The organism is Arthrobacter sp. zg-Y1110, from assembly GCF_025244865.1.
Taxonomy (GTDB): Bacteria; Actinomycetota; Actinomycetes; order Actinomycetales; family Micrococcaceae; genus Arthrobacter_B.
Genome location: NZ_CP104272.1, coordinates 2,207,869 through 2,229,261, shown reverse-complemented (window position 1 = coordinate 2,229,261; position 21,393 = coordinate 2,207,869). Strand labels below are relative to the sequence as shown.

The following is a 21,393-nucleotide window of genomic DNA, read 5'->3' as shown; positions in this document are numbered from 1 at the left end:
GACTGTGGACGGGTTGGCCAGGCAATCGCGTCGGCGCGGATTCCTTTTGGGGAAACCGCAGCCGCCGAGGAAAGTCCGGGCTCCGCAGGGCAGGGTGGTGGGTAACGCCCACTCGGGGAAACCCGCAGGCCAGTGCCACAGAAAAGAAACCGCCGGCTTACGCTGCTTTGCAGCCTGAGCAGGTAAGGGTGAAAAGGCGGTGTAAGAGACCACCAGCGTCCCGGGTGACCGGGACGGCTAGGTAAACCCCACCCGGAGCAAGGCCATACAGGACACGTTTGAGGGCTGCCCGCCCGATGTGTCCGGGTAGGCCGCTTGAGGCAGCCGGCAACGGCTGCCCTAGATGGATGATTGCCGCTCCCGGTCCGGTAACGGTCCGGGCGTACAAAACCCGGCTTATCGGCCAACCCGTCCACATACTTCCGCGGCCGTGCGCAGCAGCCAAAGGTTTCCGCACTGTTCGCAAAGCTTTCGTGCAATATTCCTTTTCCGGCACGTTGACTCGTTTTATTCATCCGGTGCTGGGCTAGTCTGTGGCAATGTCCCACACGGAGGCGGCAAGGAAGCCCCTGGTTCTGCGAAATGCAAATTTCCGACGGCTGTGGATCTCTTCGACCGCCGGAATATTCGGCACTGCCGTAACCAGCGTGGCCCTGCCGGTGATAGCGGTGACGGAACTGGACGCCTCGAACTCCACGGTTGCCGTCCTTTCCGGTATGACCTTCCTTCCCTGGCTCCTGTTCGCACTGCCCATCGGCGTGCTGGTGGACAGACACCGGCGGCGGCCGCTGATAGTGGTTTCGCTTGCCGTGCGGACGCTCCTGCTGGCCAGCCTGCCGGTGGCGTGGTGGCTGGGGGCCCTCACGGTTACCCAGTTGTTCGCGGTGTCTTTCGGCGCAGGACTCGCAGCGGTGTTCTTTACCCTTGCCGAGCAGGCACTCGTGCCTGCCGCGGTGGACCGCGAGGAACTGGTGGAGGGAAACGGGCTCATGACGGGTTCCGGTGCCCTGGGCGACGCCGGCGGCCGGGCGGTGGGCGGCTGGGTCACGGATGCCTGGGGGGCATCCAATGCTCTGTTGCTGCAGGTCGCCGCCTCCCTTGCCTCCCTGACGGCGATTCTCCGGCTGGACGTTGCCGAGGCCCGTCCCGACCGGTCGAAGGACCGGAGGGTTTTCCGGGACATGGGGGAGGGGCTGCGCTACACCTTCAGTACCGTGCCCCTGCGCATGCTGCTCATCACCGGAGCGCTCTGGAACCTCGGCGGCAACATTGTGGTGTCCCTGCTGGTCCTGCTGGTGATCCGTTCCCTCGGAGAGTCTCCGGGCATGCTGGGCCTCCTGACGGCAGCTACGGCGGTGGGGGGAACCATCGGCGGCTTGTCCGCCAAGTGGATCTCCGGCCGTCTCGGCTCCGGGCGCGTGTGGCGGTATTCGATGCTCCCGGTAGTAGGCGGATACGCGAGCCTGCTGTTTATCTCTCCGGGCTGGGGGATGACTGCCGGCTTCGTCGGACTCTTTATTGCGGGCTTTTCCATTGCCTTGAACATTGTCGTCTCCACGACCTTCCGCCAGCGGGTCTGCCCGCCGCAGATGCTCGGCCGCCTCGGGTCCGCCCAGCGGATGGTGACCTGGGGCATGCTCGCCGTCGCGGCCTTTGCCGCCGGGCTGCTGGTCGAGGTGATGGATATCCGGGGGGCGATCCTGATCGGAATACTGGTGGCCGCGCTGGCCCCGTTGACCGCTGTCTTCGGCCCGCTGCGCCGGGTCCGGGATCTCGCGGAGCTGGAACCCCCGAGAACGGATGAGCTGGCCGCCACCCGCGCCGGAACCGGCCTGCACACCTCCTGATTGTGACCGATCTCTCAGCCATGGGTCCGGTGGGGTTGATGTGTCCTAATACACTGGTAGGGATTACCGCCAACCGGCACAACGCAGTGCCGGCTGAGAAAAGGATGTGAAGTTCTGTGAGCTCCAATTCGGATACGTGCCTTGATGCCTGGATGGATCGGGAGGCCCTCGCCGAGGCCATGATTCCGCTTATCGGGCGGCTCTACCGGGAAAACAGCGTGGTGACCTCGGTCTATGGGCGTCCACTCGTCAACAAGTCGGTTATCGACATTCTGAAGGCGCACCGGTTCGCCCGCCAGATCGACGAAACCGAACTGCCGGTCGCAGAGACCTACCCGTTGCTCCTGGCCCTGACCGAGCTGGAACTGGGTGCCGCGTCCGTGGACCTGGCCCGGCTGAGCAACAAGTACAAGGAGCAGGGTGGGGACCTCACCGAGTTCCTGCGCGCGGAACTGGCCGACGTCGCCGGCAAGAGCGGAGCCGACGAGCGGACGAGCACCGACGTCGTCCTCTACGGCTTTGGACGCATCGGACGGCTCCTGGCCCGGATCCTCGTTGAGAAGGCCGGCGGCGGGCAGGGCCTGCGGCTGCGTGCGATCGTGGTGCGGAAGGGCTCCGAAAACGATCTCGTGAAGCGCGCCAGCCTGCTCCGCCGGGATTCGGTGCACGGTGCCTTCAACGGCACCATCACGGTGGACGAGGAAAAAAACACCATCCTCGCCAACGGCACCCTGATCCAGGTCATTTACTCCAATGATCCGGCGACCGTGGATTACACGGCGTACGGAATCAACGACGCGGTGGTGGTGGACAACACCGGCCGCTGGCGCGATGAGAAAGGCCTGTCCCAGCACCTGGCCGCTAAGGGCGTGTCCCGGGTGCTGCTGACCGCACCGGGCAAGGGGAACCTGAAGAACATCGTGCACGGGATCAACCACGGTTCCATCACGGACGAGGACCGGATCATTACGGCTGCCTCCTGCACCACCAACGCCATCACCCCGGTACTCAAGGTCCTTAACGACAAGTACGGCATTGTGAACGGGCACGTGGAAACGGTGCATTCCTTCACCAATGACCAGAACCTGATCGACAACTTCCACAACGGCGACCGGCGCGGGCGTTCCGCGGCCCTGAACATGGTCATCACGGAAACCGGTGCCGCGAAGGCGGTTGCCAAGGCACTGCCGGAACTGGAAGGCAAGCTCAGCGGCAACGCGATCCGCGTTCCCACCCCGGACGTGTCGATGGCCATCCTCAACCTGAACCTGGAAAGCGCCACCACCAGGGACGAAGTAAACACCTTCCTGCGCGAAACCTCGTTGAACTCGCCGCTGCACAAGCAGATCGACTACATTGCCTCACCCGAGGTGGTGTCCAGCGACTTCGTGGGTTCCAAGCGTGCCGGGATCGTGGACGGTCTCGCGACCATTTCCAACGGCAAGAACCTCGTGCTGTACGTCTGGTACGACAACGAATTCGGGTACAGCTGCCAGGTGGTCCGGGTCCTGGAGGAGATGGCGCACGTCAACCCGCCGGCCTTCCCCAAGGCACAGTCGCTGGCAGCCATCGCCGGCTAGCAGCCGGCAACGCATAGGGCCCGCAGGCTTATGCCTGCGGGCCCTTCGTGCATGACGGGGCGGTGCCGGTACGGACGGACTCAGTGGCCGAACGGGTCCGGGTCCACGCCCGGCATCCAGGTATGGCCCGGCACGGTCCAGCCCTGTGCCTTCAGCACCTTCCGGGCCTTCCGGCTCCACCGGTCGGTAAGCCGGTCCACGTAGAGCTTGCCGTCGAGGTGGTCGTACTCATGCTGGATCACCCGGGCAAACCAGTCCGTCGCCTCGAACTGCACGGGCGCGCCGAACTCGTCGAAGCCGCTGACCTTGGCCCACTCGGCCCGGTTCACCGGGAAGTTCTCGCCGGGTACGGAGAGGCAGCCTTCGGAGGTTTCGTCCGGATCGGGGGCGGAACCCGGGATCTTGGACGTGATCAGGACCGGGTTGATGACGACGCCGCGGTTCGGAGCGTCGTCGTCGTTCTCGTAGTCGAAGGTGAACAGGCGCAGGCCGACGCCGATCTGCGGGGCTGCGAGGCCGACGCCGTTGGCGACGTCCATGGTTTCGAACATGTCGGCAACCAGGGTGCGCAGTTCGTCATTGAACTCTTCCACCTCGGCCGCCCTGCGGTGCAGTACGGGTTCTCCGTGGATGACGATGGGACGAACGGTCATTACTGTCTTTCTCTCGTGGTGTTGGTGCCGGGAACCGGGCTCAGCGGACGATGCCGCGCCCGATGACTTCCCGCATGATTTCGCTGGTGCCGCCGAAGATGGTCAGCAGGCGGGCCGCCAGGAAGGCCTGGGCCACCGGGTATTCCAGGATGTAGCCGTAGCCGCCGTGCAGCTGCAGGCAGCGGTCCGTGATGGACTTGGCCCGTTCGCTGGCCCAGAGCTTTGCCTTGGCGGCCGAGACGGCGTCGAGCTTTCCTTCGTTGAAGGCAAGGATGGCCGAATCGACGTAGGCTTCGGTGACTTCAACCTCGGTGAGGATGTCCGCCAGTGCAAAACGGCTGTTCTGGAAATCGGCGATCCGGTCCCCGAAGGCGTTGCGGTTTTTCGTGTATTCCACGGTGGCTTCGTAGATCTGCCGGGCGACGGCGGAGGAGGCGACGGCGATGGCCAGCCGGCCCTGGGGAAGCTGCCCCTCGGCGTACTCCAGCCCGCGGCCGACTTCGCCCACGAGGTTGGCGGACGGGACGTGAACATCGTCGAAGAAGAGCTCAGCGGTGTCGGAGGCCTTCAGGCCCATCTTGTCGAGCTGGCGGCCGGTGCTGTAGCCCTCGGTTTTCTCCACCATGAACATGCTGAACGAATCGCGCTGTCCGCGCCCGGTGCCGCCGTCTGTCCGGGCAAGGACCAGGGACGCATCTCCGCTGATGCCGTTGCCGATGAAGGTCTTCTGGCCGCTGAGGCGCCAGTCGCCGTCGTCGGTGCGGACCGCCTTGGTGCGGATGCCGCGCAGGTCGCTGCCAGCTCCGGGCTCGGTCCAGGCCACCGAGGTGACCTTATCTCCGGACACCATGCCGGGCAGCCAGTATTCCTTCAGCTCGTCGGAGCCGTAGGCCAGCAGGTGGGGGAGGACCATGTCGTCATGCAGATGGAAGGTGAGGCCGACGGCGAGGTGGTTGGAGCGGGCAAATTCCTCGTCCATCACGGCGCGGAAGCGGTAATCCGGCATGCCGGCGCCGCCGAACTCCTCGGGGACGGCCAAACCGAGCAGGCCCTGCTCGCCGGCGGCTTTCCAGAGCCGGCGGGGCATCATGTGCGCCGCGTCCCATTCCGGGTACCCGGCGGCGACTTCGCGGGAATCGAATTCCCGGACGACTTCCCGGAACAGCTCATGGTCCTCTTCGAACAGTCTGCGCTCCAAGGCGGCGCCTCCTCATTGATAAGCCACGCATAGGCGTAGTGGTCTTTGCCCGGGGCTGCTGCCCGCCGGAGGCGTTGCACAACGCCTGCCGAATACAGTGAAACACAAACCTATCGGCGGCCCGGACACTCCTGGGACGGTTCGTCAAAGCGCTAAACTCCGCCCGCTGCGCCCGGTGTCCGCTGCCGGGTTTTGCCAACGGAACGACAGACTGCGGCCCTGTGATGCCGCGGAAATCCGATGGGAGCCGGCCGCTTATGTTGTTCGCTCAAAATGCCGCTGGCCGCTGAAATTCAAGAAAGAGATTACCACGGCGACCCGGCCGCCCAGTAAACGCCGGCATCCGCGACGGGTGCTTTCCCATGCCCATTCCCTGGCCGCATACAGGGCGCGCCGTCACCGAAAGGAATGCGGATGGCGGATTCGACCTCGGTCGAGCACCGTGAGCCCACTCGGTCCAGTACGCGGAGCGCGGGCTGAAGTAGGTCTCGGCACCAAAGACCGCTGGCCGTCCGCTAGCATGCCCTTATGAACATCGTCTGGTGGGAAGTCGAGACCGAAGCCCCCGACAAGTTCATGTCGTTCCACTGCGATCTCCAAGGTTGGACGTTCGCCCCCGCGTTCGAGGATTCAGAGCTCGATGCGAGCTACTGGATCATCAGAAGTGGCGAGTCGGGAATTGGCGGTCTTCAGCGTGCAACCGTAGGAACGGCGCCTACGGCCGGAACCCGGGTCTATTTCGAAACTGATGACCTCGAAGGCTTCCTCTCACGAGTCAGAGAGCTCGGGGGCCAGGTCGAACGAAGCAGAACTGCCCTCGGCGGCGATGACCGCTGGTTCGCAACGTTCCAAGATCCATGTGGGGTGTCCTTCGGCATATGGACTGATGGAGCCCCCAGCGAGTAACAGCGTCTCTCGACTACGTTGACACTATGACCAGGGCATCTGAGGTCTTCAGTTCTGAACAAAACCGACACCGGCAGGCATGTCAATGGGGAGTTCTGTCCGCGCTCCGCGCCGGGACCGGTTGCCGGTAGGGGAGTGAAGATGATTTTCCCGCAGCAACGCTTAAACGACTGAGGGACGCCGTTTCCGGCGTCCCTCAGTCCTTCTCCTGGGGTGAGTAACGGGGGTTGAACCAGACGCTCACTACCCCTGAAAGCCCCGGAATCTAGCGGGTTTCGGTTGAACCAACGGAACATTGATTGTTGTGTTAGATACTGCTAAATCTGGCTGAAACACTACCATGGTTGCGGTTCGGGTGAGTAACGGGAGTGGGGCATCGAGCACTAGGGCACCATAACGCCCGAAATGTAGGCGACGAGCCCCCCGCCCCCCAAGTGGGTGGGGTGCGCCTTGCGTCAAGTGCTTCGCTCACTTAGGCGGAAACTGCGGGACGACCTGGACTGCGGCTATCGCAGTTAGCGCCGGCACGCTTTCGGCAAGCAGTTCCTGGTGCATGCATCTCACTCCGTCCACCGTCCAGTGTTTTGCCGCGAGCACGACTCCGTCACCGAAATGCTCCGCCCTGGCTGACGTCAGATACCCAGGGACATCAGTGGCACTTGCCGAAACCCAACTCAAATACCCGGCATATGTGTCATAAAGATCTCCTATGTCCGCGATTGTCCGGTCTGTACACAAGATCGCCGTCTCGGGTTGCCAGATCCGAATCAACTCCCGGAACAGGTTTTCAGCTGCATCAACAGGCCCGAGGGGGTACCCCTGTTCGAGCGTGACAGTGCAGCTGTTCCCTACATAGGTTTGTTCAGCCCCAGCATTCAAGTTGAAGGAAGCCAAGAGACCTTCATCCGTGTTGTCTGCAAAGAGCAGCAGTTGGAGCGTCGTTGGCCCAGTCGGTTTTTCATTTTCTTTGCGCACTAGCTCTTGGAGGCCGTCTAAAGTACTAGGTGCGGGGGAATAGCCCAGCCCATCGTCCGCGATCCGCATCCAAAAGGGGTTCACAGCGAGCTCCTTCGGCACCGCGTGAGTGAGCGCGGACATAGTCGCTGTGGCCCTGACTAGTACTTCTGTGGACGTCTCCTTCCGTCCACCCCACATGAGCGGAATAAAGGCGCAGCCGTCCTCGGGAGTAAAGAGTTCTGCAACGGTCTGTTTCATGGAGTCAACCTACCTGACTGATGGTATTCACGGCATCGGCTCAAATCTGACCACGATGTCCTTCCGTAGCAGGGGGTATCGCTTCATGACCTGCTCAAAGGTATCCATGACTACCTTTTCGGTAAATACCAATTCATGGACATATCCGGGTGTTCCGGAGTGCTTCAGCGCATCAATCTGGGGCACCAGCTCCCGAGTAACCATTTCGTCCAGTCTCTTTGTCAGCAGAGCAGGCTTGATATTGTCCAGGAAATCCAGATGCCCTTTTACCTCTTGAAAAACTTCTACGGGAGGATCCCCCCGCCATGTGTGGCCGTCGAAAGCAATCCCGACGCCGTCTTTGTTATGAACGACGTATTCGCGGGCTTGCGTTTCGTGTATCCGGTCGATGCCCGTTATGTATTGCTGCTCGGGGGCCCCGTTGATGCTGCGTGGTTTTATATCCTGGAACGAGCCGTTGCCTCCGTCAGGGTCGCCGACCTGAGGCTGGTGCGCCGGATCCCGGCCGTTGGGACTGTAAGTGTCGGCGAAGTCCTTCCCCCCGGCGGAGCCTTTGCCATCCCGGAATCTGGGGCCCTTGTTCGGGATGCCGGGGACGAAACCGTCTTTGATGGTGTCCCAGACACGTTCGCGCACCTCTTTGCCGGTGTCCCAGACACGTTCGCGCACCTCGTTGCCGGCGTCCCAGACACGTTCGCGGTTGCGTCCGGTCCACTCCCACCAGTCCACCAGCCAAAAATCGCCGTCTTCCATGGGGCCGCCCATGCCGGCCACCCGGTCTTCCGGAGAACGTCCGTACCCGATTTCCTCGCCGTCCCCGCCCTCTGAGTAACGGCGGCTGCTTCCGGAGATCGCGGCGATCCGGTTCGCTGCGTCCCTTTGCGCCTGATCCAGATCCGCCAGCAGCCGGGCCGACTCCGAAGCTAAAACGTTGTGCTCGGCGACAGCCTCGTCGTCGTCATTCCAGTCGGCCTTCTCCGTCCAGGGGTGCTCCGCATCGAAGCTGTCCACCCGGGCTTTGAGGTCCGTGTACCGGCCTTTCAGTGAATCGATTTCGTCAGCATAGCTAGCCATGGCTTCGGATAATTCGGTGGCTGTTTCAACCAGGTCCGACGTTGCGGTGCGCGCCGGCTGCAGGGCCGTGAAAACGACTTCGTCCCCGGTTACCGAATAAACGCCCGGCTGCGACAGCCGAAGCCAGGTTTGTTCGATCCCCTCCATCGCGGCATCCGTACGATTGACGACACGGTGGACCGCTGTGGTGTGGGAAAGTATCGCCGCCGCGTCGGGGAGTCGTTCGGCGAATTCCTCCAGCCCGAACGCCATCAGAAGGCCTGCGCGGGGCCGCGCCCTGTGTTGCGGGGATTGTCCGCAGCGCCGGGGGCGTCATCTGCGTGTTCCTGGGCGGCTTGGGCGGCAGCGCTGCGGGCGGACTCACTCATCTGGTCGTCGCCCTGCGCCAGCGCGTTAACCGCCTGAGACACGGCGACGACGGCATTGGCCGTACGGCGGCTGGCGATATTGATCGCCCACCTCATGACGTACGTGTAAAGAGAGGAGAGCTCTGCGGTGATGGGAGGTGCCTTGCAGGCCTGCGAGAGTTCCATCATTTCAGTAGCGGCCTCGCCGGTCAGCTGACCGAACTCGGCGGCCTGAATCTGTACGTCGGAGAGGACCTGACGGACGGCTTCCGGCATGACGTCGTAGGTGCCGTCACCCGACCCGGATGCCTCCGCGGGTCCTGGCTGCTGTTGTTGTACGGATAGATCGAACTTCATGACTGAGCCTGCCCCCATAAGCTGATGTGCGGCAATCAAAACCGACGCCGGCAGGCATGTCAATGGGGAGTTCTGTCCGCGCTCCGCGCCGGGACCGGTTGCCGGTAGGGGAGTGAAGATGATTTTCCCGCAGCAACGCTTAAACGACTGAGGGACGCCGTTTCCGGCGTCCCTCAGTCCTTCTCTTGGGGTGAGTAACGGGGGTTGAACCCGCGACCTCCTGGACCACAACCAGGCGCTCTGCCAACTGAGCTATACCCACCATGTGCCTCAAACGTTCATCCGCGAAGTCCAGGCGAGTGGTCTTGCGGACTCATTTATCTGAGGCAGCGGAATCAAGCTTACACGGTTTTTGGAATGCTTTTGACACGTCCTGCGCCGTACGGCTCTTTTGTGATGGAGCTAACTCGAAATCCCTGCGGCAATCTTCTTGGCAGTCGCGGAATCCGGCCCCGGCGCGGGGACGAAAATAGCCTCGCGGTAGTAGCGCAGCTCATTGATGGAATCGCGGATATCGCCGAGGGCACGGTGGCCGCCGTTCTTCGCCGGCGCCTGGAAGTAGGCCCTCGGGTACCAGCGGCGGGCAAGCTCCTTGATGGTGGATACATCGATGATCCGGTAGTGCAGGTAATCGATCACTTCGGGCATGTCGCGGGCCAGGAACATCTTGTCCGTCCCCACGGAGTTGCCCGCGAGCTGCGCTTTCTTGGGCTCGGGCACCCACTTGGTGATGTATTCGACGACGGCGGCCTCGGCCTCGGCCATGGTGATGCCGTGGGGCAGTTCGTCCAGGAGCTTGGAGGTGGTGTGCATCTGGCGCACAAAGTCACCCATCTGCGCCAGCGAGGCGTCATCGGGCTTTATGACCACGTCCACGCCGTCGCCGAGGATGTTCAGCTCGGAGTCCGTCACGAGGACGGCTACTTCGATCAGGGCGTCGTTCTTGATGTCCAGGCCGGTCATTTCGCAGTCGATCCAGACCATACGTTCATTTGTTATTGGCACTTCTCCAATGTACCGCTTTCGACCACCTGGTCCTTGGAAAGGGTCCGGAGGCTAAAGGCTGGAGTGGCTGCGCTGGCGCCGGTCCGGAAGGTCGTTGTCAGCGGTGGCGTAGCTCGCGGGAACGCCGGCCAGGTAGGGCTGCAGGGGGATCTGGCCGGTGTCGGGCGGTCCGAAGGTGCGGGTCCAGCGGCTCGGCTCGGCGGGCATCTCGTGAAACACCGGGGCGGCGGCAGCACGCCGTCCGTGCGGCGCGTTTCGGGTCCGGTCTGCGGAACGGGTGCGGGCATGCGGAGTGGCCGGTGCCGCGGATGCGGGAGATGCAACAGCAACGGTGGGCGGGGCTGGGGCGGGAACCGCTGCCGGAGCAGGCACCGCCGGAGCCGGAAGAGCCTGAACGGGAACGGCGGAGGCCGCCGCCGTCGTCGTACGCGGCGGAGCGAAGAGCCAGCTAAGCCCGAACGCGAGGAACAACAGCGCCGACGCGGCCGTCACGGTGCCCCAAGGCACCTCGACCCACAACATCGCGACGACGGCAACGGCAGTGAGGAAGACACCCCACGCCAGCAGTTCCGGACTGCGTCCCTGCGGCAGTACGGGCCGCGCTGCCGCGACCCGGATCCCTACGGGTTTGTTTATCGTTGTTGCCCGGTGGCGCCCCACAGCCAATACCGCCTTGCCTCGTTTGTCACAACAGAAACACCAGTGTATGCGACGGTGGTCCGGCTCACAGGATTGACGGCGGCCGCGTCGGCTACGACCCGGGCAAGCGCAGGGCCCGGTGCTAATATCAGCCTGTTACGGTACCCGGGCATTTTCATGCCCGCATTCGAAGCAGGTACCGGACCCTGACTGCCGACAGGCCCGCAGGACACAGTGTCACCCAGAGATTGGAACCACGTAGATGACCGCCCAGGTCCCCGCGACCGAGCCTTCGTCTCCGGGCACGGAGATAGCGAAAGCCGACCGCCCCAACATCGCGATCCTGCAGGGGTTCATCGGTTCCCTTTTGATCCTCTTCGGATCATTCGGCGTGGGCTGGCTGTCGCTCGCTTCTGCCAATCTCCGGAGCAATCCGCTGATTATCTGGATGCGCTTCGATCAGCCCATCGGCGCCGTAGCCGCTGTGCTGATGCTGGCAACGGGCGGGATGCTCCTGGTGCGGTCCTGGCTGCGGCTCGGCCAGCGGATGAAGGGATGCTGGGGTCCGGAGTCGCGGCCGGTAGTGCTGAGCGCCGTGATCGCATGGTCGGCACCCATGTGCGTTGCCCTGCCGCTGTTCAGCCGGGATGTCTTCGCGTACATCGCCCAGGGACTGGTGATGGTCAGCGGGTTGAACCCGTACAAGGACGGCTACTCCCAGATCTCCAACTACCTGCAGCTCGGCGCGGATGATCTCTGGGCCCAAAGCCCCACCCCTTACGGGCCGGTCTTCCTCTGGATCGAAGAACTCGTGGTCCGGATTACCGGCGGCCAGCCTGAGTTCTCGATCCTGCTGTTCCGGCTGATAGCCCTGCTCGGCGTCGCCCTCTGCATCTACTACGTGCCGAAGCTGGCCGAGCTGCACGGCATCAACCCGAACCGCGCCCTCTGGCTGACCGCCGCCAACCCGCTGTTCCTGGTTAATTTCATCGCCGCAGTCCATAACGATGCCCTGATGATCGGCCTGGCACTGGCCGGGCTGTACCTGGCCGCGACCAACCGGGCCCTCGCCGGCATCCTGCTGGTGACCCTGTCCATCGGCATCAAGCCGATCACCATCATTTTCCTTCCGTTCATCGGCCTGCTGTGGGCCGGAAAGAACGCGTCGTGGCGGCGGAAGTTTGTCTACTGGTTCATGACTGCGGGTATTTCCCTGGGCCTGCTGTGGATCATGGGCCTGATCAACGGCTTCGGCTTCGGCTGGGTGGGCGCCCTGAGCACGCCCGGCAGTGTCTGGATCTGGTACGCCCCGGTGGGCTTCGCCGGCATGCTGGTGGCAACCCTGGGCAACGCCCTGGGGTTGCCGGGCTGGACCCTGGCCGACATTGTCCACACCATCGGACGCGTGGCCTCCGTGGGGATTGTGCTGTGGCAGATGTTCGTGGGGCAGCACAGCCGCATGATCAGGCGGCTGGCACTGGCCTTCGCCGCCATCGTGATGCTGGCACCGATGATCCAGTCCTGGTACGTCGTGTGGCTCATCCCGCTGTTCGCCGTCACAGGCCTGCGGGACGACTGGCAGGCGAAGACGCTGTACCTGTTCGTGTCGTTCTTCATGGTCTACGCCATCAGCGACCAGCTCGATATCTGGCCCTACTTTGAGTTCAGCCTCAGCGCGGCCCGCCAGATCGCTGCCGTGATCGCGCTGGGCTTCGCCCTTTACCTGATCTTCCTGGATCCCAAGACCAAGGTCCTGTTCCGCAAAAAGCTTACGGAGCCTGCTCCGGGCGAACTTCGGACGCACTGAGGCTTTCGCCGCCGGCCCGGGTAAGGCGGATGACCCGGGCCACCGACCAGCCGAAGAGCACCAGCAGCAGGATGTTGCGGGCGGTCAGGAGCAGGGCGACGGCAATGTTCAGGTCGTTGTACAGGGCAGAGTAGAACATCGGATAGACCAGCGTGGTCAGCGCGGCAATTGCCGGCATAAGTACCCCGGGTACCTTCCAGGCCTTGCCTTCCCATGCCAGTCCGACGGCGACCACGGCGCCCAGCCACAGCATGAACTGCGGCGATCCCACCTTGTTGAACACAATGAACGCGCTCACCAGTGCCAGCGAGCCGGAGATCAGCAGGGCACGGGAATCGGCTCCGCGGTGCAGCGCCCAGATCAGCAGTCCGACGACGGCGAGGGCGGCCAGCGCCAGCAACGGCGTCATCAGCGCGGCCACGGGCTCGCCGAGGGCTCCGCGGACTTCACGGGTGTTGATGACCTTGTCTTCGAAAATGTATGCGTCGGAGGATCCGAGGATTGCCTGCCAGAGCCCCGGCGTGGTGAACGGCGCTTCCATCTGCATGCCGCGGGCGCCCTGTTCACCGATAAAGCTCAGCAGGTGGGAAAGGCCCCCGGAGAGTGCCACGGCGACGGCAATAACCGCCGACACGGCGGCACCGGTAGCCAGCAGGGTGAGGCGTTTCTTCCACGCTACGAGCACCGCGAGGATTACGGCGGCGGGCCAGACCTTGATCCAGGTAGCCAGCGACAGCAGGGCCGATGCCAGGACCGGACGGGTGGCAAGGAAGAGCAGGCCCATAATCACCAGCGGTGCGGTGAGTCCGTCCACGCGCCCCACGGCAACCGGTCCGAGCAGTGCCGTGACGGCCAGCCACCAGTAGGCGGAGGCGATGCCCTGGGTCCCGGCGCGCCGTGCGAGGACCGCGACGCCGGCCGCGTTCAGGGCGGTGAAGAGCAGGAACCAGGTGAACTGGTAGGCATCGTAGCCAAAGACCGCTGACAGGACCATCGGTAGGAGCGCCGCTATGGGATAGACCCAGCCGCCGTCAATCCCGACCCAGTAGCCGTTCTGGATTCCCGAGAACGCCCACAGCCGGTAGAAGCCCACATCGCTGAGGACATCGCCGCCGAGGATGCGGGTCGCGAGGGCGGCAAGGAAGCCCAGATGGACTACGGCAAATACTGTCCAGAGGGTGGCGGGGCGGAGTAACCGATGATGCTGGGATGCCGATTTCCGGGTCATGCGAGGGTGGTGCTCCTTAGGTAAATCCGTTGCCGTGCCGCGTCCGTGCACAGCGATAAGGCTACCCAAGCGCGGCACCCGGCATGCAATCCGCCGCCGGACACGGGATACTGGAGTAATGACCGACCTAACTGAAGAAGTGATTGTGGCGGATTTCGACGTTTCGGAGTGGGAACCGACGCCGTACCAGGTGGAAGGAACCAACAGCGAACTCTCCACGGTTCGGGCGGTGAAGATCTACGAGGGTGACATCACCGGGACTTCCGTCGCGGACCTGATTATGGCCGGCAACTCCATGGGAGCTGGCTATGTGGGCTCCGAGGTCTTTGCCGGAACCATAGCGGGACGCTCCGGAACCATGGTCATCCAGCACTGGGGGTTGGCCGAGGGAACTGCGACGGCGAGCTCCGGGCACATCATTCCCGGCTCCGGCACCGACGACCTCGCCGGCATTTCCGGCAAGGCCATCTACACGCAGGAAGAAGACGGCCAGCACCGGCTCGAGCTGCGGGTAACCTTCCCCGCTCCCCAGGCCTAGGTCCGCGGGCGGACTAGGCGCCCAGCGCGGCGAACACCGCCGTCGCGAGCGAAGCGGCAATGACGAGGGCGAATCCCGCCAGCCACAGGGCGGCAGGAACCCCGGTACGCCGGAAGAGGATGTAGGCGTCGGAGCTTTCCAGGTTCCGGCGCCGGCGTGTGTGGACGCTCAGTACATTGAGCCAGTCCCGGACAGCGCCCACCAGGAGCGCGATACCCGTACACATGGCCACATAGCCCGCCACCGGCGGGGCAGTGAACCAGACCAGCAGCACAGACACGGACGCGCAGCCGAAAGCAATTATGAACCCCTGGCCGTTTCGGATGAACAGCAGGGCAGCAACCAGGACCAGGGCGCTGAGCGACAGTGCCGCACCCGACCAGCCGCCCAGCGCCGCCAGCACCAGGACGGCACCGACCACGGCCGGAACAGGGTAGCCCCAGAAGCCGGCCCAAGCTGCGGGGAAACCGCCCCGCCCCAGGGAACGCATGTCTCCTGAGTGGTCAAAGCGGAGGCGGATGCCCTTCACTACCTGCCCGGTCATCAGCGCCGCGAAGGCATGGCCGAGTTCATGGACAAACGTCACGAATAGCCCGAACCACCGCCACGTTGCCCGGGGAACGCTCAGCAGTGCGGCAGCGGCGGCAATCATCAGCAGCACCCCGGGCCCGGGCTCCACGGCCGGAACGCGGTCGAAGCCAGCCAGGACCCGCGACCACCACTCGGCGGCGACGCCCAGAGACTCATCCACGGACGGCCGCCAGTGCGGGCTTAGAGCTCGAGGACTCCGCGCAGGATGGAATCGCCGGAATGGGTGGGATTGCCGTCAAAGGGCTCGTCCGAGATATCAACAATTGGGTACTCATCGAGGTCAAGGTTAGCCGGGATGGTGAACCGGCCTTCCGTGCCCTCCATCGTCCCGAGGCTGACCATGCGCTGAACATCAGGGGCGATCAGCCAGACTTCGCGGAAGCCCTGGGCATCGGATCCGCTCGCCGTGACTACCAGCTCGCGTCCGCCGTCGGAACGCTGGTCCACCTCGGCCCGGCCCGTTTCCGAATAGGCAGGCAAGGGGGCCAGCTCCACCGCGGCAATAACTTCGCTGCGGTCCGCCAGGATCCGGGAGATGCCCCAGGTGCCTGCGGCTGCCAGCACCACGGCGGCAGCGGCGGCACCGAGGACCTGCGGGAGCCGACGTCGTTCGCGGCGCCTCCGGGCGGCGTCCAGCGGAACCGGCGTCGCCCCTGCCGGGGACGACTGCACGGGCGCCGGAGACGGCGCCGATCCGGCCTCCACGTTCTGCTCGGGCGGAGACGATGCCTGCGCAGCCTCAGCGGACGGAGCCGCGTCAAAGGTAGGGGCGTCAAAGGGATCGGCGCGCACGGCATCCCCGAGTCCCAGCCGGGCGTGGATGGCGTCCCAGACCGACGACGGCGGCCGGGGGAGCCCCTCGGGAACTGACGTGGTCCTTCCGGCGGTCACAACGCGCTGCAGTGCGGTGACCTCGGCGGTGCACTCGGCGCAGTTGCCGAGGTGCGCCGTGTCCTGTGGACCGGCCTCGCCCAGGGCGCACAGGGCCAGCGCTTCAGGTGGCAGATGCTGCATCGCTGACCTCCAATCGCTGCCGGAGTTGGACAAGGCTTCTTCGAATATGGCTCTTTACGGTACCCAACGGGAGTTTCAGTGTTTCCGATATCTGCTGATGTGTCAGGTCTTCATGAAAGGCCAGGCGGAGGATGGAACCCTGGGGTTCCCCGAGCCTGGCCAGCTCGGCATCCAGCACCACGCGGTCTGCCACGCCGTCGGGATCAGGACCGGCGGGCGGAACCGGATTCCTGCCGGACTCCGGAGCCTCCATCAGGGTCTCCGAAGAACGGCCCCGGGCAGTGGCCATACCGGCTGCCACGTTCCGTCCGATCCCTACCAGCCAGGCGGCGAGGGTGGAGCGGTCAGGTGCGTAGCTGTCCCGGTATTTCCAGGCCCGGATGAACACTTCCTGCACGGCGTCGTCGGCTGAGCCCTGATCGAGCAGCTTGCGCAGCGCCAGCGCGCGGATCAGGGGCGAGAACCGGCGGTAGGCCTCCGCCAGCGCCGCTTCGTCCCCTGCCGCAAAGGCATGGTCCATCGCGGCGTCGCGATCTGGGGCGCCCGTGGGCATCAGTGCCGTTCTCCTGCCGTGCGGGGCTGCGTCCGGTATCCGGCAGCTCTCTGAGGTAGCCACTATGGTACGGGTACGGCGGTGAGCACAACGTTGTCTTCATAGTCACCTACCGAGTCCAGCCATCTACCGCCGCACGTTACCAGTTCCAGCCGCGGCGCACCGTCACGGTCGAAGAGATTAAATTCGTTGAGTGATGCCTTGGGAATGTTCTGCACCTTTTCGGTGGTGTACTTCACGACGGTTCCGTCGCTGCGGGTCACGGTCACGGGGGTGCCGGCAGGGACATCATCCAAGCCCGCGATGGGAAGTTCCTCGGTGCGTGAGTCCACATGGGCGGCCAGCACCGCTGCTCCGCGGGAGGACCCGGGCGCGGGTCCGTAGCGGTACCAGCCGGCCTGGTAATGGTTGTCCGGCAGCGTCATGGCGCCGTTCGCTTCCTGCCCCACCGGGATCACGTCCAGCTCGATGCCGGTTCCCTCCACGCTGACCCGCACGGGTTCGGGAACAACTTCCGCCGGGGTAGGTACGGCGGGCCGAACGGGTATGTCAGTGGCGGGAACGGTTGGTGCCGCCGTCGACGTCGGCGCGGGCGCCGTCGTCGACGCTGGTGCGGGTGCCGTCGAAACCGAATCCGCCGGGGAAGCGGTCTCGGGGGCGCCGCTGCAGGCCGCAGTACCGGCCAGGACGCCGGCGGAGAGGCAGGCCGCTGCGGCGAATCGTCGCAGGGGGACAACGGTCATGGATGGACCTCCGGAAAAGGGTGGCCCCGGTGCTGCGGCGCGGAAAGGGGGTGCGCCGCAGCATCGGGGGGATCGGGCGGGTGCTGCTTAGCTGTCGCTGACCGTGGCACGGCGGCGCAGCAGGGCGGCACCCAGGGTGAGCAGCGCGACGCCGCCGACAGCGGCAGCCGCCGTCAGCGTCTGGTCATCCCCGGACTGGGCAACCTGCTCCATGGCACCCGGAACAGCCTGCGGTGCGGAGTGCAGCCCCTCGATGGTCTGGGTGGCGAGGGCCAGGTTCCCTGCTTCAAGCGAACCCCACGCATAGACAATCGTGTTCGTGCCTTCGGCCAGGGCCAGATCCGCCGGACCGATCACCGGAGTGGTGGTGCCGGCTGCAGCGACCGAAGCGGAAACCGTTCCGGCATCCACGGTCAGCGCCTTCTCATTGGGGTTGGTGAGGCCCTCGATTACCGGTGTGCCGCCGGCCAGGACGTCGACGGCCGGTGCGGCGGCCACGTGGCGGACGGTCAGGCGTGATTTGCCTGCGTCGACGGCGGATGTGTCATTGGTGAACAGGTTTGCCGTCGGGTTGCCCGAGGCATCGAGGTTGGCGGTGGCAGTGTAGTTGCCTCCAGCTGCCAGGTCTGCAGAGACCGGGCCGATGATCGGGGCGGAGGCGTCGGCGGCGTCGGCGGCCGTGATGGCCAGCTGGTAGTTGCCGCCCGGCAGCTCCAGCGGCCCGGCAAGATCGCCGGGCATGAAGTCATCCAGGGTAAGCGTGCCGTTGACGTAGACGTCCACGGGAGTGTCCGGGACGCCGTGCAGTACCGACAGTTTTGCCGTGTCGGAATCAGCAGCGGATGCCGGTACAGCCGAGAAGGCTGCGGCGGCACCCAGTCCGAGGGTCGCGAGAGCGGTAGCGGTCTTGCGCATGGTCTGAGCTCCTTGATCTGCCGCACCTTTCGGGTACGGGTTCCGTGACTTACACCCCTACTACTTCCGCAGGGACCGTCGTGGATGCAGAACCGGAGATATTTTCCGCAAAAGTTTTTCCAAGGAGCCAAGCCCTACTTCGACGGGCGAAGCCCGGTACTTCGACGAGCCAAGCCCGGGACGGTGGCGGCGGGTGTGGCAGGGAACGGACGCGCGCAGAAGTGCCGTGCGGGAACGGTCCCGGACGGGAGCCTGCGGCGTCCGTAGTATCATCGTGTGGTTGCCCCCGTAGCTCAATGGATAGAGCAACGGCCTTCTAATCCGTAGGTTGCGCGTTCGAGTCGCGCCGGGGGCACTCAGCAGTCGCAGCGCCTTCGACGGTGGCGTAGGCTTCGCGGGGTACGCCCGCTCTCCCAAGGAGCCGCAGTGCCCGCCGGTTACCTCATCACCCTTCTATTGCTTGGAGTGAGTACCTGCTGCGCGCTTTGGCCGCCCGGCGCGGCCAGTCCACGTAAACGTACCTCCATACGGTCCCGTTGGTCCGTGGCGGCCTACCTCATCGGCATGACCTTCAACGAGGCTCCGCTGTTTCCGCTGCTGCTGGGCGTGGCCGCAACTGCCTTTGCCATTGGAGAAGGGGACGTCTCTCCGCCGCTGGCGACGGCCGCTGTGGGAGGCATGGCAGTTGTTGGAGCCGGGCTCGTGTGGGTGGCAGTGCGCGCGGTGCGGAGCCGCGGCGTTCCTATGGCGGCCCTGGATGCCTGTCTCGGTGGCGGCTGGCGCCCCGCCCTGCGAGGGGAGGCTTCCGCCGGGGCTGGACGCGGCACCGTCGTGGCCGGGCTTTTCCTGCCCTTCAGGCGCCGTCGCCGGGACGTGCAGCGGGTCAGGGGACTGCGGTACGGAGACTTGGGCCGGGAAAACACCCTTGACCTGTATCTGCCGCGGGGGAGACCGGCCAGGGGTCCCGTGTTTGTGCACTTTCACGGCGGACGTTTCGTCTCCGGGGCCAAGAACCGGGAATCGTTGTATCTGTTGCACCGGCTGGCATCCCACGGGTGGACCTGCGTTAGCGCCAACTACCGTTTGGCTCCGGCTGCGCGGTTTCCCGACTACGTGGTGGATGCCAAGCGGGTCCTCTCATGGGTCACGACGAACGGAGCCGCCTATGGCGCAGGTACGGGACCGGTGGTCGTGGCGGGAAACTCGGCCGGTGCATTCCTGGCAGCATTCACCGCGTTGACACCCGGCCGGACGGAGCTGCAGCCCGGATTCGAGGATGCCGATACTACGGTGGCAGGGGCTGTCTGCCTCTACGGCTATTACGGCAGGGTGCAGGGCACCAACCCGGACAGCACGCCGGCAGCCTATGCCAACCCCGCCGCCCCGCCTTTCCTGCTCCTCCACGGTGACAGTGACAGCGTGGTGTCCGTTGACCACGGACGGGACTTTGCGCAGACCCTTGCCGGGATCTCCCGGCAGCCGGTGGTGTGGTGCAGGCTGCCCGGTGCACAGCATTCCTTTGACTACTTTGCGTCTGTGCGTTCCCGTTTCGCGGCCGAGGCCATCGAAGGATTCGCAGACTGGGCCCAGGCGAGGAAAGTGCAGGGCACACGGTCCGGGGACTGACAGCTCTTCCTCCACAGGACAGGCAACGCCCTTTCCCGCCTCTCATGGTCCACACTCTGGCCCTTCCCAAGGGCACGGTCACACCCATCGGTGAAGACTCGCACGCACCGGTGGACCAGCCGGAACGCATGCGGGCGACACTGCGCATCGCCAAAAGGCGCAGGCGCCGCGGTACCGAACCGAAGGCAGGAAAACATGAGTGACACCATTACGCTCCGGGGCTACGTTGCCACCGACCTCCGCCAGAACACCACTGACAACGGACTCGCGGTGGCGAGCTTTCGAATGTGCACCACGGAGCGCCGGTATGACCGTGACACCGGGGGATGGCAGGACGGACAGACAAACTGGTACGCCGTCAGCCTGTTCCGCCAGCTGGCCACCAACGCCGCGTTCAGTATCCACAAGGGGGACCGGGTAGTAGTGACCGGCCGGCTGCGCCTGCGGCAGTGGGTCACGGAGGACGGTCGCAGCGGCACCAGCGCCGACATCGACGCCGACACCGTGGGCCATGACCTGATGTGGGGGACCGCCAGCTTCCGCCGCACCACGTCCGCAGGCAGCGACGCATCCGGTGTCGGCGGCGGTGCCGACACGGGGATGGCCGGCGGGGCAGGAGACGACGCCGGGCCCGGGTCTCACGAGGATCTTGAGTCCGAGGAGTCCCTGGGCCGGATTGATGCGTTGACCGGCGAGCTTCTTGATGCCGTCGCCGGGGACAGCCTGACCGCGGAGAACGAACAGGCGGAAACCACGAAGGCTGCCCGTGAAGGAGTCGCCGCGCCGTATTGAGAGCGCCCCCCCAAATCCCGGGGCTCTTTTTGTCCGTGCAGCGTAATACGTGGCACAATCGCCGGATGAACCCCCGCCGCAGAGCCCGACCGACCCCTCCCGCCGTTGGCATGGCGGCCGGGTTTCTGGCGCTCGCGGTCGGGCTTTCCGGCTGCGGATGGCAGGGGGAAAGCGCCGAGGAACCTGCGCCGGCGGGATCGGCCGCGACTGGATCGGCCTCGACGGAGACTCCCTCGCCCCATGCCGCGATCACCGAAGCACTGGAATCCGAGTTGGGGAAGCTGGCTGATTCGAATTCGCTGCCCAACGGAGAAGCAGTGGCTGCGGCGTTTACCGCGGCCGGCTTCCCCGCGGGATCGGTGGAAGTCTCGGCGGACAGCACGCCGACCGGCCTGGAAGTCGACTCGATCCAGGCTGCCGCTGTGCAGGACGGGGACTGCATTTTCGGTGAGGTCCGGGACGGGTCGGCCTACGTCACGGTGCTGCCGGTGTTGTCCGACGGTGGATGCTTCGTCGGGAACTGACCGGGAACCGGCGCCTGTAGGCACCGGCACGGAGGCGCATCAGCTGACCGGGAGCTGACCCGGGGCGCTGACCGGGAAGTGACCGGGAGTCGACCGGGAGCTGACCGGGGGAACCAGCGCCTGTAGACACCGGCACAGAGGCGCATCAGCTGACCGGACAGGTAGGGCGCCTCGGTTGGGGAAGTCCTTCGGTTTGTCGCGATCCCTGCGGTTTGTGACAATTCCTGCTCCGCGCGGTGCA

21 protein-coding genes, 2 tRNA genes and 1 other RNA gene are annotated in these 21,393 nt (G+C 64.8%); 10 read left to right on the top strand and 14 right to left on the bottom strand.

What is annotated here, in order from left to right:
* Nucleotides 1-9: 9 nt before the first annotated feature.
* The 3 genes from rnpB (at nucleotide 10) to N2K99_RS10370 (ending at nucleotide 3,427) form a co-directional block, all read left to right on the top strand.
* An RNA gene (rnpB, locus tag N2K99_RS10380) (RNase P RNA component class A) lies at nucleotides 10-415 on the top strand.
* A gap of 124 nt (nucleotides 416-539) precedes the next feature.
* Nucleotides 540-1,847, top strand: a complete 1,308-nt coding sequence (locus tag N2K99_RS10375) for an MFS transporter (RefSeq protein WP_227933701.1) — start codon at nucleotides 540-542, stop codon at nucleotides 1,845-1,847.
* A 152-nt stretch (nucleotides 1,848-1,999) separates the two neighbouring features.
* Nucleotides 2,000-3,427 carry a glyceraldehyde-3-phosphate dehydrogenase gene (locus tag N2K99_RS10370; protein WP_231709540.1) on the top strand — a complete coding sequence of 476 codons (1,428 nt, stop codon included), beginning with the start codon at nucleotides 2,000-2,002 and terminating at the stop codon, nucleotides 3,425-3,427.
* Nucleotides 3,428-3,507: 80 nt separating this feature from the next.
* Here the strand turns inward: N2K99_RS10370 and N2K99_RS10365 are convergent, their stop codons facing one another.
* Entirely contained in the window at nucleotides 3,508-4,080 is a 573-nt protein-coding gene (locus tag N2K99_RS10365) for a peptide deformylase (RefSeq protein WP_227923754.1), read from the bottom strand.
* A 40-nt stretch (nucleotides 4,081-4,120) separates the two neighbouring features.
* The gene (locus tag N2K99_RS10360) at nucleotides 4,121-5,278 is read right to left on the bottom strand and encodes an acyl-CoA dehydrogenase family protein (protein WP_227933700.1); all 1,158 of its coding nucleotides are present in this window, start codon (nucleotides 5,276-5,278) and stop codon (nucleotides 4,121-4,123) included.
* Nucleotides 5,279-5,806: 528 nt separating this feature from the next.
* On the opposite strand from N2K99_RS10360, the gene N2K99_RS10355 reads away from it, so the two are divergent.
* Nucleotides 5,807-6,184 carry a VOC family protein gene (locus tag N2K99_RS10355; RefSeq protein WP_227923757.1) on the top strand — a complete coding sequence of 126 codons (378 nt, stop codon included), beginning with the start codon at nucleotides 5,807-5,809 and terminating at the stop codon, nucleotides 6,182-6,184.
* 468 nt (nucleotides 6,185-6,652) lie between these two features.
* Here N2K99_RS10355 and N2K99_RS10350 read toward each other — a convergent pair whose 3' ends face one another.
* From N2K99_RS10350 to N2K99_RS10325, 6 genes are all read right to left on the bottom strand, one after another.
* Nucleotides 6,653-7,399, bottom strand: coding sequence for a hypothetical protein (locus N2K99_RS10350; RefSeq protein ID WP_227923758.1), 747 nt, complete (start codon nucleotides 7,397-7,399; stop codon nucleotides 6,653-6,655).
* 27 nt (nucleotides 7,400-7,426) lie between these two features.
* Nucleotides 7,427-8,725: a hypothetical protein gene (locus N2K99_RS10345; RefSeq protein ID WP_227933699.1), complete on the bottom strand. Its 1,299-nt coding sequence runs from the start codon at nucleotides 8,723-8,725 to the stop codon at nucleotides 7,427-7,429.
* On the bottom strand, nucleotides 8,725-9,177 hold the full coding sequence (locus N2K99_RS10340; protein ID WP_227933698.1) for a DUF6507 family protein: 453 nt from the start codon (nucleotides 9,175-9,177) through the stop codon (nucleotides 8,725-8,727). Before N2K99_RS10340 ends, N2K99_RS10345 begins: the two co-directional genes overlap by 1 nt.
* A gap of 186 nt (nucleotides 9,178-9,363) precedes the next feature.
* Nucleotides 9,364-9,439: transfer RNA gene (locus tag N2K99_RS10335), tRNA-His, on the bottom strand.
* Nucleotides 9,440-9,579: 140 nt separating this feature from the next.
* Nucleotides 9,580-10,140, bottom strand: a complete 561-nt coding sequence (orn, locus tag N2K99_RS10330) for an oligoribonuclease (protein ID WP_231711868.1) — start codon at nucleotides 10,138-10,140, stop codon at nucleotides 9,580-9,582.
* A gap of 93 nt (nucleotides 10,141-10,233) precedes the next feature.
* Nucleotides 10,234-10,842: a hypothetical protein gene (locus N2K99_RS10325; RefSeq protein WP_227933697.1), complete on the bottom strand. Its 609-nt coding sequence runs from the start codon at nucleotides 10,840-10,842 to the stop codon at nucleotides 10,234-10,236.
* A gap of 241 nt (nucleotides 10,843-11,083) precedes the next feature.
* On the opposite strand from N2K99_RS10325, the gene mptB reads away from it, so the two are divergent.
* On the top strand, nucleotides 11,084-12,628 hold the full coding sequence (mptB, locus tag N2K99_RS10320) for a polyprenol phosphomannose-dependent alpha 1,6 mannosyltransferase MptB (protein ID WP_227933696.1): 1,545 nt from the start codon (nucleotides 11,084-11,086) through the stop codon (nucleotides 12,626-12,628).
* Here the strand turns inward: mptB and N2K99_RS10315 are convergent.
* A complete protein-coding gene (locus N2K99_RS10315) occupies nucleotides 12,591-13,856 on the bottom strand; it encodes a glycosyltransferase family 87 protein (RefSeq protein WP_227933695.1) in 1,266 nt (421 codons plus the stop codon). The genes mptB and N2K99_RS10315 overlap by 38 nt on opposite strands.
* Nucleotides 13,857-13,974: 118 nt before the next feature.
* Here N2K99_RS10315 and N2K99_RS10310 point away from each other — a divergent pair, with 118 nt between their 5' ends.
* Nucleotides 13,975-14,394 carry a DUF3224 domain-containing protein gene (locus N2K99_RS10310; RefSeq protein ID WP_227920992.1) on the top strand — a complete coding sequence of 140 codons (420 nt, stop codon included), beginning with the start codon at nucleotides 13,975-13,977 and terminating at the stop codon, nucleotides 14,392-14,394.
* Nucleotides 14,395-14,407: 13 nt separating this feature from the next.
* On the opposite strand, the gene N2K99_RS10305 is transcribed toward N2K99_RS10310, so the two are convergent.
* The 5 genes from N2K99_RS10305 to N2K99_RS10285 form a co-directional block, all read right to left on the bottom strand.
* Entirely contained in the window at nucleotides 14,408-15,145 is a 738-nt protein-coding gene (locus tag N2K99_RS10305; protein ID WP_227933694.1) for a M50 family metallopeptidase, read from the bottom strand.
* A gap of 20 nt (nucleotides 15,146-15,165) precedes the next feature.
* Entirely contained in the window at nucleotides 15,166-15,999 is an 834-nt protein-coding gene (locus tag N2K99_RS10300) for an anti-sigma factor (protein ID WP_227933693.1), read from the bottom strand.
* A complete protein-coding gene (locus tag N2K99_RS10295) occupies nucleotides 15,980-16,552 on the bottom strand; it encodes an RNA polymerase sigma factor (RefSeq protein ID WP_227920999.1) in 573 nt (190 codons plus the stop codon). The genes N2K99_RS10300 and N2K99_RS10295 overlap by 20 nt, the downstream gene beginning before the upstream one ends.
* Nucleotides 16,553-16,614: 62 nt before the next feature.
* Nucleotides 16,615-17,295 carry a class F sortase gene (locus N2K99_RS10290; RefSeq protein ID WP_227933692.1) on the bottom strand — a complete coding sequence of 227 codons (681 nt, stop codon included), beginning with the start codon at nucleotides 17,293-17,295 and terminating at the stop codon, nucleotides 16,615-16,617.
* A gap of 87 nt (nucleotides 17,296-17,382) precedes the next feature.
* A complete protein-coding gene (locus tag N2K99_RS10285) occupies nucleotides 17,383-18,210 on the bottom strand; it encodes a DUF4397 domain-containing protein (protein ID WP_227921003.1) in 828 nt (275 codons plus the stop codon).
* 282 nt (nucleotides 18,211-18,492) lie between these two features.
* On the opposite strand from N2K99_RS10285, the gene N2K99_RS10280 reads away from it, so the two are divergent.
* From N2K99_RS10280 to N2K99_RS10265, 4 genes are all read left to right on the top strand, one after another.
* Nucleotides 18,493-18,565 (top strand) — tRNA-Arg (locus tag N2K99_RS10280).
* Nucleotides 18,566-18,753: 188 nt separating this feature from the next.
* Nucleotides 18,754-19,836, top strand: coding sequence for an alpha/beta hydrolase (locus N2K99_RS10275; protein WP_227933691.1), 1,083 nt, complete (start codon nucleotides 18,754-18,756; stop codon nucleotides 19,834-19,836).
* Nucleotides 19,837-20,031: 195 nt separating this feature from the next.
* Nucleotides 20,032-20,628 (top strand): single-stranded DNA-binding protein, encoded by a 597-nt coding sequence (gene ssb, locus N2K99_RS10270; protein WP_227933690.1) that lies wholly within the window; start codon nucleotides 20,032-20,034, stop codon nucleotides 20,626-20,628.
* A 65-nt stretch (nucleotides 20,629-20,693) separates the two neighbouring features.
* Nucleotides 20,694-21,152, top strand: a complete 459-nt coding sequence (locus tag N2K99_RS10265; RefSeq protein WP_260554625.1) for a DUF6993 domain-containing protein — start codon at nucleotides 20,694-20,696, stop codon at nucleotides 21,150-21,152.
* The last annotated feature ends 241 nt before the right edge of the window (nucleotides 21,153-21,393 follow it).